General features: G+C 59.8%; 13 protein-coding genes. 8 read left to right on the top strand and 5 right to left on the bottom strand.

Annotated elements, in window-relative coordinates; genetic code table 11:
• Positions 1–80: 80 nt before the first annotated feature.
• The 6 genes from ltnD to RTCIAT899_RS26295 all read left to right on the top strand — a co-directional run bounded on the left by ltnD (position 81) and on the right by RTCIAT899_RS26295 (position 5,642).
• Positions 81–989, top strand: a complete 909-nt coding sequence (gene ltnD / locus RTCIAT899_RS26320) for an L-threonate dehydrogenase (protein ID WP_015342870.1) — start codon at positions 81–83, stop codon at positions 987–989.
• 3 nt (positions 990–992) lie between these two features.
• On the top strand, positions 993–2,267 hold the full coding sequence (gene otnK, locus RTCIAT899_RS26315) for a 3-oxo-tetronate kinase (RefSeq protein WP_015342869.1): 1,275 nt from the start codon (positions 993–995) through the stop codon (positions 2,265–2,267).
• Positions 2,264–2,914 carry a 3-oxo-tetronate 4-phosphate decarboxylase gene (otnC, locus tag RTCIAT899_RS26310; RefSeq protein ID WP_015342868.1) on the top strand — a complete coding sequence of 217 codons (651 nt, stop codon included), beginning with the start codon at positions 2,264–2,266 and terminating at the stop codon, positions 2,912–2,914. The genes otnK and otnC overlap by 4 nt, the downstream gene beginning before the upstream one ends.
• A gap of 2 nt (positions 2,915–2,916) precedes the next feature.
• On the top strand, positions 2,917–3,681 hold the full coding sequence (locus tag RTCIAT899_RS26305; protein WP_041678186.1) for a hydroxypyruvate isomerase family protein: 765 nt from the start codon (positions 2,917–2,919) through the stop codon (positions 3,679–3,681).
• A 201-nt stretch (positions 3,682–3,882) separates the two neighbouring features.
• Positions 3,883–4,869 (top strand): D-erythronate dehydrogenase, encoded by a 987-nt coding sequence (denD, locus tag RTCIAT899_RS26300; RefSeq protein WP_015342866.1) that lies wholly within the window; start codon positions 3,883–3,885, stop codon positions 4,867–4,869.
• Entirely contained in the window at positions 4,866–5,642 is a 777-nt protein-coding gene (locus RTCIAT899_RS26295; RefSeq protein ID WP_015342865.1) for an SDR family oxidoreductase, read from the top strand. Before denD ends, RTCIAT899_RS26295 begins: the two co-directional genes overlap by 4 nt.
• A 59-nt stretch (positions 5,643–5,701) precedes the next feature.
• Here RTCIAT899_RS26295 and RTCIAT899_RS26290 read toward each other — a convergent pair whose 3' ends face one another.
• The 3 genes from RTCIAT899_RS26290 to RTCIAT899_RS26280 all read right to left on the bottom strand — a co-directional run bounded on the left by RTCIAT899_RS26290 (position 5,702) and on the right by RTCIAT899_RS26280 (position 9,021).
• On the bottom strand, positions 5,702–6,664 hold the full coding sequence (locus RTCIAT899_RS26290) for a S1C family serine protease (RefSeq protein ID WP_015342864.1): 963 nt from the start codon (positions 6,662–6,664) through the stop codon (positions 5,702–5,704).
• A gap of 161 nt (positions 6,665–6,825) precedes the next feature.
• Entirely contained in the window at positions 6,826–8,436 is a 1,611-nt protein-coding gene (locus tag RTCIAT899_RS26285; protein ID WP_015342863.1) for a sensor domain-containing protein, read from the bottom strand.
• Between the two features lie 102 nt (positions 8,437–8,538).
• Positions 8,539–9,021, bottom strand: a complete 483-nt coding sequence (locus RTCIAT899_RS26280) for a MarR family winged helix-turn-helix transcriptional regulator (protein ID WP_041678391.1) — start codon at positions 9,019–9,021, stop codon at positions 8,539–8,541.
• Between the two features lie 39 nt (positions 9,022–9,060).
• On the opposite strand from RTCIAT899_RS26280, the gene RTCIAT899_RS26275 reads away from it, so the two are divergent.
• Complete coding sequence (locus RTCIAT899_RS26275) at positions 9,061–10,329, top strand: FAD-dependent monooxygenase (protein ID WP_015342861.1); 1,269 nt, start codon at positions 9,061–9,063, stop codon at positions 10,327–10,329.
• A 79-nt stretch (positions 10,330–10,408) separates the two neighbouring features.
• Here the strand turns inward: RTCIAT899_RS26275 and RTCIAT899_RS26270 are convergent, their stop codons facing one another.
• Complete coding sequence (locus tag RTCIAT899_RS26270; protein WP_041678185.1) at positions 10,409–10,933, bottom strand: hypothetical protein; 525 nt, start codon at positions 10,931–10,933, stop codon at positions 10,409–10,411.
• Positions 10,934–11,132: 199 nt separating this feature from the next.
• Between RTCIAT899_RS26270 and RTCIAT899_RS31775 the strand changes: the two genes are divergently transcribed.
• The gene (locus RTCIAT899_RS31775; protein WP_244441558.1) at positions 11,133–11,714 is read left to right on the top strand and encodes a lysozyme inhibitor LprI family protein; all 582 of its coding nucleotides are present in this window, start codon (positions 11,133–11,135) and stop codon (positions 11,712–11,714) included.
• A 149-nt stretch (positions 11,715–11,863) separates the two neighbouring features.
• Here RTCIAT899_RS31775 and RTCIAT899_RS26260 read toward each other — a convergent pair whose 3' ends face one another.
• The gene (locus tag RTCIAT899_RS26260; RefSeq protein ID WP_015342858.1) at positions 11,864–12,112 is read right to left on the bottom strand and encodes a hypothetical protein; all 249 of its coding nucleotides are present in this window, start codon (positions 12,110–12,112) and stop codon (positions 11,864–11,866) included.
• Between the last annotated feature and the right edge of the window lie 106 nt (positions 12,113–12,218).

Here is a 12,218-nt window from a genome sequence, read left to right as displayed (position 1 = left end):
ATTGACAATTCCTGGGAAAATAAAGCTATGTTACCGATACCGGTATCGGTAACATAGCTGAAAATAGCAGAGGTAGCACCGTGGAGAACACGAAGAAGGCAGCCATTATCGGCCTGGGGTCCATGGGCTGGGGCGCTGCTCTCTCCCTTCTGAAAGCGGGGTTTGCCGTGCGCGGCTGCGATGTTCGCAGCGAGGTTCTCGCCCGTTTTGCGGAGAACGGCGGTACGCCCTGCACGACGCCGGCGTCAGCGGCGGAAGATGCCGACGTAATCCTCGTCTATGTCGTCAACAGCAAGCAGGTCGAAGACGTACTTTTCGGCCAGGACGGCGCGCTGCAAACCGCACGGCCCTCGACCGTGTTCCTGCTCTGCACCACCATGGCCCCGAGCGCCACGATCGCCATTGCCGAAAGACTGGAGGCAGCTGGCATGCTCGTCATCGACGCTCCAGTCTCCGGGGGTCACGTCCGTGCACTTGCGGGTGAGATTACCGTCATGGCATCCGGCGCTCCCGAAGCTTTCGAACGAGCCTCCGCAGTGCTCGAAGCTATCTCCGCCAAGGTATTCCGCCTCGGGGATCGCCCTGGCGCCGGCTCGCAGGTTAAGATGATCAACCAATTGCTGGCCGGCGTGCACATTGCCGCCACGGCCGAGGCGATGACACTTGCCGCCAAGGCGGGCATCGATCTGAAGACGCTCTATGACGTGATCTGCGTGTCTGCCGGCTCGTCCTGGATGTTCGAAAACCGCGGGGAACACATCGTTTCGGGCGATTACACGCCACGCTCGGCAGTCAATATCTTTGTCAAGGACCTCGGCATCGTCACATCTGAAGCCGACAAAGCCGGTGCTGTCACTCCACTCGCCGCCGCCGCGCTCAACCTCTTCGTGGAAGCATCGGAGGCAGGCCTGGGTCTGGAGGATGACGCCGCGGTTGCGAAGATCCTGGCTGCCCGGAGCGGCGCCAGCCTGCCAGGCGTAAAGGGGTAGGCCATGACACTCCTACTTGGCTGCATCGCCGATGACTTTACCGGAGCAACCGATCTTGCCGCGCTGCTGGCGCGCAGCGGACTGCCCGTTTCGCTTCGGATCGGTATTCCGCAAGACAGACGCCACCCGAACGAGACGGCGGCTTTTGAAGTCATCGCCCTCAAATGCCGGACATCGCCCGTCGATACCGCCGTTAATCAGGCACATCAGGCGCTGACGTGGTTGAAGGAAGCCGGTGCTAGCCGCTTCTTCTGGAAATATTGCTCGACATTCGACAGCACGGCCGAAGGCAATATCGGGCCGGTGGCGGATATGCTGATGGCGGAGACCGGCGCGACCCAGACGATTTATTGCCCCGCCTTTCCGGAGAATGGACGCAGCATCTTCATCGGTCATCTCTTCGTTGGCGAGCAGCTTCTGTCGGAGAGTCCGATGAAGGACCACCCGCTGACGCCGATGCGCGATTCAAGCCTTGTGCGGCTTCTGACGCCGCAGGTGAATGGCGCTGTCGGCCTTGCCAACCATAATATCGTCTCCAAGGGTGCGGAATCGCTAAGAGCAAAGTTGGCGCAACTCGGCAACGACGGCATTCGGCATGTAATCGTCGATGCTGTGTCCGACGACGATCTTCGAACGATCGCAGCAGCATCTTTCGACATGCCTCTGGTAACGGGCGGCAGCGCAATTGCCGGCCAGCTTCCGCAATTCTACATGGAGCAAGGTCTCGTCAGCCTTTCCGAACATCGACAGGCACTGCCAAAGATCACCGGCGGTTCGATCGTCCTATCCGGCAGCTGCTCCGCCATGACGCGGAAGCAGGTTGCCAATTACGCCGGCAAGGTCACCAGCCTGCGGCTCGATCCGATCGCGCTTGCAGAGGAAGGCCCCGGTACCGCGCTGGAATGGCTGCGCCAGCAATCCCCCGACGCGCCGAAGCTCATCTACGCCACCGCCGAGCCTAATGAAGTGCGGCAAGCGCAAGAGCGTTTGGGGCGGGACAAGGCAGGCAAAGTGGTCGAGGACGCTCTTTCCGAGATCGCCCGCACGGCCTTCGATTGCGGCACGCGCCGCTTCGTCGTTGCAGGCGGCGAGACGTCCGGCGCAATCACGCAGACACTCGGCGCGGCGCATTTGACTATCGGGCCGGAAATCGCACCCGGCGTGCCTTGGACTTTCACGACCCTTGGAGGTGAAACAGTCGCTCTAGCTCTAAAATCTGGCAATTTCGGCAAAGAAACCTTCTTTACGGACGCTTTCGACCGATTGGAGACGGCATGAGCGAAGAAGCGAACTTGCGCGAACAGATATGCATGATGGCCAAGTCGCTCTACGACCGCGGCCTGACCGCCGGCTCTTCGGGCAATATTTCGGCACGCCTCAGCGACGGCAGGCTTTTGGTGACGCCGACGGGCAGTTCCTTCGGACGCCTCGATCCGGCGCGCCTCTCGCTATTCGACGACAAAGGGCGTCTGATCGGCGGCGACAAGCCGACCAAGGAAATGCCGCTGCATGCCGCGTTCTATGAGACACGGCCGAAGAAGACGGGCGCCGTCGTTCATCTCCATTCGAGCCATTCGGTGGCCCTCTCGATCCTGCCCGGCGTCGATGCCGACAACATGCTGCCGCCGTTGACGGCCTATTCGATCATGAAGCTCGGCAAAGTAAAACTCCTGCCCTATTTCATGCCGGGCGACCCAGCGATGGGCGATGCCATTCGCGGACTGGCCGGCAAGCGCAGCGCCGTTATGCTGGCGGCACATGGACCTGTCGTTTCAGCCAAAGATCTGGAGGCGGCGGTCTATGCGATTGAAGAACTGGAAGAGACGGCAAAGCTTGCCATGTTGACACGCGGAGCCAATCCTTCGCTGTTGACGGAGGCGCAGATCGCCGATCTCATCCGCACCTATGATGTGGAATGGGACTGAACATGACCCGCTTTTCGGCCAATCTGGGTTTCCTGTGGCAGGAGCTTTCCCTTCCCGACGCGATCCGCGCTGCCAAGTCTGCCGGTTTCGATGCCGTTGAATGCCACTATCCCTATGACACGCCCGCTGAAGCCGTGCGTCAGGCGTTGGAGGAGACTGGTCTTTCCATGCTCGGCCTCAACACCGCCCGCGGCAATATCGCGGCCGGTGACAATGGACTTGTCGCCATTCCGGGCCGCGAGGATGAAGCCCGTCGTCTCATCGATCAGGCGATCGATTATGCAGCCGCCATCGACGCGCGAAACGTGCATGTGATGGCGGGCAAGGCCGCCGGCGACGAGGCACGGGGTACTTTCATCGCCAATCTGCGTTATGCCTGCGAACGCGCCGGCAAGACGGGGACGACGATCCTGATCGAGCCGCTCAACTATCGCGATGCGCCAGGCTACTTCCTCCAGACTGCCGATCAGGCACTCGACATCATAGCCACGGTCGGCGCCGCCAACCTCAAGCTGATGTTCGACTGCTATCACCTCCAGATCATGCAGGGCGACCTCATCCGCAGGCTGCGCGATCATATGGCGGCAATCGGCCACATCCAGATCGCCGCCGTTCCGGATCGGCGGGAACCGGACCACGGGGAGATCGACTATCGTCATATTCTGCAGTTCCTGGAGAAGCTTGGCTATGACAGGCCGATCGGCGCGGAATATCGTCCGGCAACCACAACAGACGCCGGGCTCGCCTGGCTGCAAGCATACAAATGAAAGGGTGATTGGCATCCTCAATGCCGGATGGCAATCAAAGACATTCGCTCGGGATCGATCCCGAAGACTGATATCAGTTTGGAGTGGTTCAGCTTTTCATTGAATCCTTGAGCCGCTCCACCTGCCTGTTTTCTCGCAATTCCGGACGGAAAATCGCTACGCACTTTTCCTGGAATTGCTCTATTGGGAGGAAAATCCAATATGCATGTTTTGATCCTGGGCGCTGCCGGCATGGTCGGCCGCAAGCTCGTCAACCGCATCGCCGCCGAGCCGAAGGTTCTCGGCAAGGCTATAGATCGCCTGACGCTGGTCGATACCTTCCTGCCGCCGGTGCCGGAAGCGCTTCAATCCATATCAAAAGCCCTGACGATCGATCTTGCGAGCCCTGGTGTTGCGGAAAAGCTCATCGAAGATCGGCCGGACATGATCTTCCATCTCGCCGCCATCGTCTCCGGCGAGGCCGAGGCCGATTTCGACAAAGGATACGCCGTCAATCTCGATGGCTCGCGGGCACTCTTCGAAGCCATTCGCCAGCAAGGCCTGAAATTGGCCTATACCCCGCGCGTCATCTTCGCCTCTTCCATTGCCGTGTTCGGCACCCCCTTCCCCGATGTCATCGGCGACGAATTCTTGACAGCTCCGCTGACGAGCTACGGCACGCAGAAGGCAATCACGGAGCTCCTGCTTGCCGATTACTCACGCCGAGGCATTTTCGATGGCATTGGCATCCGACTGCCGACCATCTGCGTGCGTCCCGGCACTCCCAACAAGGCGGCCTCCGGCTTCTTTTCCAACATCCTGCGTGAACCGCTGGTCGGCAAAGAGGCCGTTCTGCCCGTCAGCGATACGGTGCGGCACTGGTTTGCAAGTCCCCGCTCTGCCGTCGGCTTCTTCGTGCACGCCGCAACGCTCGATACGGCGAAGGTCGGGCCGCGTCGCAATCTCACCATGCCGGGACTTTCGGCGCTCGTTTCCGATGAGATCGATGCCCTGCGCCGTGTCGGTGGCGACAAGGCGGTTGCGCTCATCCGCCGCGAGCCGGATCCGGTGATCGAGCGCATCGTTTCCGGTTGGGCGACACAGTTCGACGCCGAGCGCGCGACCGATCTCGGTTTCAAGGCCGAACAGAGCTTTGACGAGATCCTGCGGGCGCATATCGAAGATGAACTGGACGGGAGGGTCGCATGACGCGGGCATCATCGGATGTAAAAAATGCGATCGCATTGGTGACTGGTGGTGGGACGGGCATCGGCCGAGCCATTGCCAAGGCGCTCGGCGTGGCAGGCTTCAAGGTCGTCATATCGGGGCGCCGCGCTGATGTTCTCGAGAAAGCTGCTCACGACCTTTCCGAGGAGACCGGAGCGGAATTTCTTGCGGTTGCGGCCGATGTCAGCGACCCCAACTCGGTCCGCTGCCTCTTCGATGCGATCTCCAGTCACTATGGCCGCCTCGATCTTCTGGTCAACAATGCCGGCATGGGTCTGCCGGCCGTGCCGATGGAGGAGTTGAGTTTCGAGCAGTGGAATGCGATTGTCGGCGCAAACCTGACCGGCGCGTTCCTATGCACGCAACAGGCCTTCCGCCTGATGAAAGCCCAAGAGCCGCAAGGTGGACGCATCATCAACAACGGCTCGATCTCCGCAACGACGCCGCGGCCCCATTCCGCACCCTATACCGCGACGAAACACGCCATCACGGGGCTGACGAAATCGACGGCACTGGACGGCCGTCCCTTCGACATCGCCTGCGGTCAGATCGATATCGGCAACGCCGCCACCGACATGACCGCAAGGATGAGCGCCGGCGTGCTGCAGGCGAATGGCGAGACCGCGGCAGAGCCGACGATTTCGGCAGAGCATGTCGCCCGCGCCGTCGTCTACATGGCCACACTGCCCCTCGACGCCAACGTTCTCTCCATGACCGTCATGGCAACGAAAATGCCGCTTGTCGGCAGAGGATAAGAAAACAATCGGCAGCGGCGCGAGTAGGATGCTGCCGATTGTATGGGTTGGCGTACAGGCTAGATGGCGGGTCGTGCCGAAGGCTTGACCTGCCTTCGCTCGATCAGGCCGGCAACGCTGAAGATCAAGACCTCGATCTCCATACCGATCTTGTCGCCATCAAGCAGCCGGACGACATCGTCTATGCCTGATACCGGATGGCCGTCGATGGCAAGCAGATAGTCGCCCTCCTGCAAGCCGCCCTTCTCGGCAGGGCTATCCTTCTCGACGCGGCGCAGGCGCACGGCCGTCGAATGGGTGACGCCGGCTTCCAGCGCGATGCGCCGATGCAGCTCGACCGTATCAGCGGCAATGCCGATATAAGCACGCCGGACATGGCCGAAACGCAGGATTTCGGACACCACATGCTTCGCCGTATTAGAGGCGACCGAAAACGCGATGCTCTGGGCGCCTTGGATGACGGCGGTATTGACGCCGATTACTTCGCCGGCGGACGAGACCAGCGGACCGCCGGAATTACCGGGATTGAGGGCGGCATCCGTCTGGATGATGTCTTCCATCAGCCGCCCGCTCGCAGCACGCATGGAGCGGCCAAGCGCCGAGACGATGCCGGCGGTCACAGTCCATTCGAAGCCCAGGGGATTGCCGATGGCGATCGCGATGTGACCGCGCTTCAGCGATTTGGAATCGCCAAGTCGTGCCCAATTGCCCGGCCAGTCGTTGGCGCGAATGAGCGCAAGGTCGGTATCCGGATCGCGCCCAAGCACTCTGCCCTCAACGGTCGCCCCTTCCGGGGTCTTGATGCGTACGGCCTTGGCATCGTCGACAACATGATTGTTGGTGACGACCAGGCCATCAGGCGAAATGGCAAAGCCCGAGCCATGTCCGGCACGGCCGCCCAAACGCTCGATCCGGCTGACGGCCGGACCGACGAGATCGACGGCACTCGATACCGACTGAGAATAGGCATCCAGCAGCCCGGCATCGGATGACGGCTGGATGTCGCGATCAATAAAGCCCATGAAAACTCCTAGGACGCGGACGCGTCGCATAGAGGAACGGCAGCAACTGTTGGAAAGCAGGAGGCTGTCGGTTCGACAGATTGAAACGGTGACTACTGAAATGAGGAGAGATCAAGCCAAGTTCAAGAGCCACATATGCCCGTGCGTTTCTGAACAGCCTCTTATCTCATGCGCCCTAAAACAGTCTGTTGGCGATGGTCGCTGCTCGCCGTGCGCCATGTGTTCCGGCCGTTGGCTTTGGCTCGGTAGAGCGCACGGTCCGCTTCCTGAATCAGGACTTCTCCGTTCTCGCCATTCTCCGGCGCCACCGAAACGCCGATGCTGATACCGATATCGACCGTGGTACCCGCAATGCGAAAGGAGGATTTGAAGGCAGCAATGCAACCCTTCGCCACATCGGCGACATCGTCCACCTTCCCGGTCATCAGGATGGCAAACTCGTCACCGCCCAAGCGCGCAACCATATGGCCTCTGGCTGCGCCGCGCAGCCGCTCGGCCACCATCTTTAGAACCTCGTCGCCTGCGGCATGTCCGAAAGTGTCGTTGACCGGCTTGAACCCATCGAGATCAAGACAGAAAACAGCGACGCCACTTCCATTGTCTATCTTCAAGGTGTCATCGAGGGCCTTGTAGAAGCACATCCGGTTCGGCAATCCGGTGAGCATGTCGTGCCGTGCCAGGCGATTGGCTTCGGCCTCCGCGAGAATGCGATCGCTGACATCGGCGATGGTCAGCAGGAGGCGGCGTTCCAGGCCTTCGTGGAGCAATCGAACGTAGACAAGCACGTGGCGTTCCGACCCATCGGCCACTCTCTGCCGCCAGACGGTTCTGGCCTCGCAATCGCCTTCGAGCTCGAGAAGCCCATCTGCAAAGCGATCCGCTTCGCTCTCGGCATGCATGTCGCACGCCCTCCGCGAGAGCAGCGTCGCTTTTGAAAAGCCATAGAAGTCGATGGCTGCCCGGTTGACCTGAAGGATCTGCAGATTGCTGCCATCGCATAGAAGCATCGGCATCGGATTGGCATCGAAAAGCTGCCGCAATCGCTCTTCGCGCTGTTTCAGCTCACTAATGTCTATCCGCATTCCGATGGCCCCGCCGTCGGGCGTGCGCCGATCATCATGCCGAAGCCATCGCCCATCCTGGAGCTGCTGCTCCTCCTGTGAAACCGGCTGGCGAAACTTTCGCATGCGCTGCTTCAGCCACATATCCTTGTCTTCGACGACCTCCGGCATGCGGCCGCTGGCAAGGCTGATCTTCAGAATATCTTCGAAAGCGATGCCCGGTTTGAGGTGATCGGCGATATCCGGATAGAGCTCCGCATATTTCTCGTTCCACAGAACGTAGCGATCACTCGCATCGAAGACGCAGACCGCTTCCGGCAGCATCTCGATCACATATCGAAGGCGCAGATTGGCCTCTCTCGCCGCCATCGCGGCATGGCGGTCTTCGCTCCCTGGTTCGATGAGAACCGCCGTCAACCTTCCTGACGCTGAGAGCCAAGTCATGACGTTGACCCGGCAATCCCGTCGATGGCCGGCGCCTGTCACGAGCAATGGCTGCGACGCAGCGCCCGACAGCGGCCAGTCCGGTATCAAATCCGAGACAGATAGGTCGCGAGGCGCATCTGAAAGGATAAAGAGCTCCAGGGCTCTCGCATTGGCGAAGACGATCGTGCCGACGGCGTCGAGCACAAGTGCCGCCATCGGACACGCTTCCAGGAATGCGACGATTTCCGCGTCCAGCATCTTCTCCCAGCGGGCCTTCAAATTCATCCTCAAGCCCGATTATAACATCGGATAGTAAAGAAATGTCGTAGATCATGACAAGACGTGCCGCGCTCCAAAAATGGGAGCATCGTCCGCCGGCGATTGAATTCAGCTCTTGTCCTGCTGCAACAGCCGCTCGAGCTGCCGCTCCTGCATCTCGATGGCTTGCGTGACGAACCGCAAGATCACCTGCTTTTCCGCCTCGGAAAACTGTTTAAGCATCTGCGCGCCAGCCTGCGCGATTGGGCCATAGGCTTCTTGTCCCAGCCTGATCGCCTTTTCGGACGGTGCCACCAGCACGCGACGTCGGTCGTTCGGATCGGGAACGCGGTGGAGAAGGTCACGCGCCGAAAGGCGATCGATCAAGGCAGTAACCGATGGCGGCGCAAGGCCGATAGCCTTGGCGACGGCGTTTGCAGGCTGCGGCGCGCGCATGATCACGCTGAGGCATCGCCGCTCGGCGCTGTTGAGCCCATGCAACTTGCCGAAGGTTTCGTCGAAGCTCTCGGTCGCCTCCTGCCAGCGCATGCAGGCGAGGCTGATCGCTTCCACGAGGCGATGCTGTTCTTCATTTGACTTTTGTTCGATCATCGAATAATTCATTTATCAAACTATTAGAAGGAAGAACCAATGTGCCCCATTGACGATCCTGCTGCAACCATGAATCGAGCGACAAACCCCGAGGCGACGATCGGCATATGCGGCGCCGGCATAGGCGGGCTTGTGCTCGCACTCCGGCTGGCAAGACTTGGCTTTCATCCGGTCCTGTTCGAAGCCCGCTCCAAAGAAGCCGCCTTGTCCGAAGGAGAGTTTCTGACGCTTGCCTCGAACGGAATGAACGGGCTGCGGGCGGTGGATTGCTACGAAGAGGTATTGCGCCGGGGATTGGAAACTCGCGCCATCGAGCTCTGCAACGCCCGCGGAAAAAGGCTTGCGCTCGTCGACCAGAGCGACCATTTGGCGGCATTCGGCACACCCTCCGTCACCATCAGGCGCGGCGTTCTCACAGGCATCCTGATCGAAAAATGCCAAGCCGAAGGCATCACCATACAATTTGGCCGGCGAGTGACCAAGGTCGACAATCATGCGCACGCCGTAGCGCTTAATTTCTCCGAAGGAACTGGTCTTGCCGTCGACCTGCTCGTCGCCGCCGACGGACTGCGATCCTTCGTCCGCACGCAAATATTTCCGGATTATCCCCTGCCGCAATTTACCGGCCTGATCGGCACAGGCGGCATCGTCGATGCGAATATACCAGATACGGATGGCGTCATGCGCATGACGTTCGGAGAGAAAGCTTTCTTCGGCTACATCAAGACGGCATCCCATCCCGTATATTGGTTTGATTCCTTCCCTGCCGACACGCCCGATGCGGTACGAGCATTGGAACCGGCAGCACTCGCCGCTCATGTTCGCAAGATGCATGCCGACGATCCCGAACCAAACAGATCGATCCTCCAGGCGGTCGGTCAGATCGAGCGCAGCTATCCTATTTTCGATATGCCACAGCTTCCGGTCTGGTCGACCGGGCGTATCGTCTTGCTCGGAGACGCCGCGCACGCCATCGGCCCACATGCCGGCCAGGGTGCCTCGATGGCGATAGAAGATGCGGTAGTCCTTTCATCCTGTCTCGTAGCGACGCTCGACTACGGCGCAGCCTTTGCCCGCTATGAGGCCCTGCGGCGCCCACGTATTGCCCGCGTAGTGAAGCTCACCCGGCAAAACGCTTCCAGGAAACGAAAAAACAGTCGGCTTAGCCTGTTTCTGCGAGATTTGCTTCTGCCTCTGCTTATTCCGATGACCGTCAGAGCCAGCCGCAGATTGTTCGCATATCGGGTCGATCTCGATCCGCTGGAGGCAAATCCCTCGTTCGAATGCGGTCGCAAGGATGCCGCCTGACATCGGATCGTCTGCTGAGGCCGATCTGGGAAGGCGGAAGAGCCGGCGAAGTTTCCACGCCCCCGCCAACACAAGAAAGCTATCTCCGCGGCCAAGCCAGCCTGCTCCAATTTGCAATATAAATCACGAATGCGATGAACATTCCCGATCCAATAAAATCCAGCCGGTGCCGGCCGAAAAGAAAGAGGCCGAGAAGCGCCAAGCCGATCGAGGAGGCGATCAAAAAGAGCGAGGGAATTATGCTGGTGATGGGTACCCCCGCCTCGCCTTCGGCTTCGACCCCATCGCCGGTCACATGACTATTGGAGCCTGGGGACCTATTGCCGAGCCTGACCGTCACCTTGCCGCGTCTGGTGGCGAGCCTGCCCCTAACCTTCTTTCTCGAAGTCAGAAGCACGAGCGCCATGGAAATGAGCATGCTGCCGAAGCCCCAGGAGAAAACCGTGCATGCTGCCATGGCGGTCGCGTTTGCGTAGGTCCGATAAAGGTGAAGCGCCAAGGCTCCCATCGCTATGGCGATGGCAAGAAACAAGGAACCGACAATCAGGAACGTGATCCTGCCGGACAATTGCGTTTCGCCTTCCACGCGACCTCTCATCGACATCAAACCACTCCGATTGTCCAACTAGGAAAATATCGACGATCGTCAAACACCGGTGCGACATTTGTCGAGTTTGGCCATCTGCCCGGATGACCTTTACGAAACCGCCAGCAGCCATAGTTAGCTTCGGTGTCGGAGGATGGAGGTACCCATGAAGATTGCAAGATCCGCCTCGGCGGTAGTCATCATCGGCTTATTTGCCATGAACGCCGAAGCCGCAGGGATCGATTGCGCAAGACCTGGTTCGACAGTCGACCACATGATTTGTCGGGACCAATCGCTGCTGGCCCGGGATGTGATGGTGAGCGACCTCTATGCTGCCGCGCTGAAGCACGACGATGCGGGCAAAATCCGGGAACAACAACGACATTGGATTACGACGGTACAGTCCTGCAGCGACGCTGAATGCATTCGACAGGCCTACGACGACCGGATTGGGTCTCTTCTGAGGACCAAGGGCGGACGAAGCGCCTCGACGGATTTTCAGTCGAAAAGTGCCGACGGCAATGAGGGCCATCTTGCAATCTTTGGGCCGGTCGATGGTTTTCTCGCGGTCTCGCTCGCTTCGACCTATGTTGGTCCGGGCGGCGCCGACGCGGGCGATGTCAATGCCGATGGCATCGACAGTGTCGTCCCGCTGACGAAGGAGCACGCTGAACTCACTAGAGAAGCGTGCAAGATCGGCCTGGACCGTCTCAACGCAAGGACCTGGCGCGTATCACAGGCGGGTGTGTGTGATTTTGCCGATGGCGTGACCCTGCAAGGTACCTACCGCAAGGAATAATATGGTCCGAACTCAGTTGCCCGCTGGGTAAAGCATAGCTCGCAAGACCGGAATTACTGATCGCCGGATCGACGTCGGTAGCGAGGCGCTTTTTGACCCGGTCGCCAACGGCGGCCGAAGCCTCTTGAGAAAGGACAAAAATTGGGCGATCAGCTGCCGACGGCGTCGGACGTGCACTTCTTGACGAAGCTGGTCTTTGCGGCGCCGGCAAGCTTCTTCGATGCTGCCTGAGTATCGCAGGCGGCTGCGGCATCCTTCTCGCATTTCTTGGTGAAACTCGTCAAAGCGGCGCCTGCCAGCTTCTTGTCGGCGGCCTGGGCCTTACATGTCGCATCCGCCGCCATCGCACCACCGGCAATGCAGGTCGAGATAATGGCGATTCCGAGCAGTCTGATCATCGAATTCCTCCGGGGCTTACCGCGGCAAAAGGCCGAGGTAACCAGACACTAACGCAATGTCGGCCGCAGTAAAGAGACGCGCAGATGATCTATGGAAGAGAAAAAG

It is taken from the genome of Rhizobium tropici CIAT 899 (assembly GCF_000330885.1).
Lineage (GTDB): Bacteria > Pseudomonadota > Alphaproteobacteria > Rhizobiales > Rhizobiaceae > Rhizobium > Rhizobium tropici.
The sequence above is the reverse complement of the archived record's forward strand: the minus strand, read 5'-3'. Positions and strand labels throughout refer to the sequence as shown.

Coding starts and splice junctions, on each gene's coding strand:
- otnK (WP_015342869.1), top strand. CDS start 993: ATGACACTCCTACTTGGCTGCATCGCCGATGACTTTACCGGAGCAACC.
- otnC (WP_015342868.1), top strand. CDS start 2,264: ATGAGCGAAGAAGCGAACTTGCGCGAACAGATATGCATGATGGCCAAG.
- RTCIAT899_RS26305 (WP_041678186.1), top strand. CDS start 2,917: ATGACCCGCTTTTCGGCCAATCTGGGTTTCCTGTGGCAGGAGCTTTCC.
- denD (WP_015342866.1), top strand. CDS start 3,883: ATGCATGTTTTGATCCTGGGCGCTGCCGGCATGGTCGGCCGCAAGCTC.
- RTCIAT899_RS26295 (WP_015342865.1), top strand. CDS start 4,866: ATGACGCGGGCATCATCGGATGTAAAAAATGCGATCGCATTGGTGACT.
- RTCIAT899_RS26290 (WP_015342864.1), bottom strand. CDS start 6,664: ATGGGCTTTATTGATCGCGACATCCAGCCGTCATCCGATGCCGGGCTG.
- RTCIAT899_RS26285 (WP_015342863.1), bottom strand. CDS start 8,436: ATGAATTTGAAGGCCCGCTGGGAGAAGATGCTGGACGCGGAAATCGTC.
- RTCIAT899_RS26280 (WP_041678391.1), bottom strand. CDS start 9,021: ATGATCGAACAAAAGTCAAATGAAGAACAGCATCGCCTCGTGGAAGCG.
- RTCIAT899_RS26275 (WP_015342861.1), top strand. CDS start 9,061: ATGTGCCCCATTGACGATCCTGCTGCAACCATGAATCGAGCGACAAAC.
- RTCIAT899_RS26270 (WP_041678185.1), bottom strand. CDS start 10,933: ATGTCGATGAGAGGTCGCGTGGAAGGCGAAACGCAATTGTCCGGCAGG.
- RTCIAT899_RS31775 (WP_244441558.1), top strand. CDS start 11,133: ATGAACGCCGAAGCCGCAGGGATCGATTGCGCAAGACCTGGTTCGACA.
- RTCIAT899_RS26260 (WP_015342858.1), bottom strand. CDS start 12,112: ATGATCAGACTGCTCGGAATCGCCATTATCTCGACCTGCATTGCCGGT.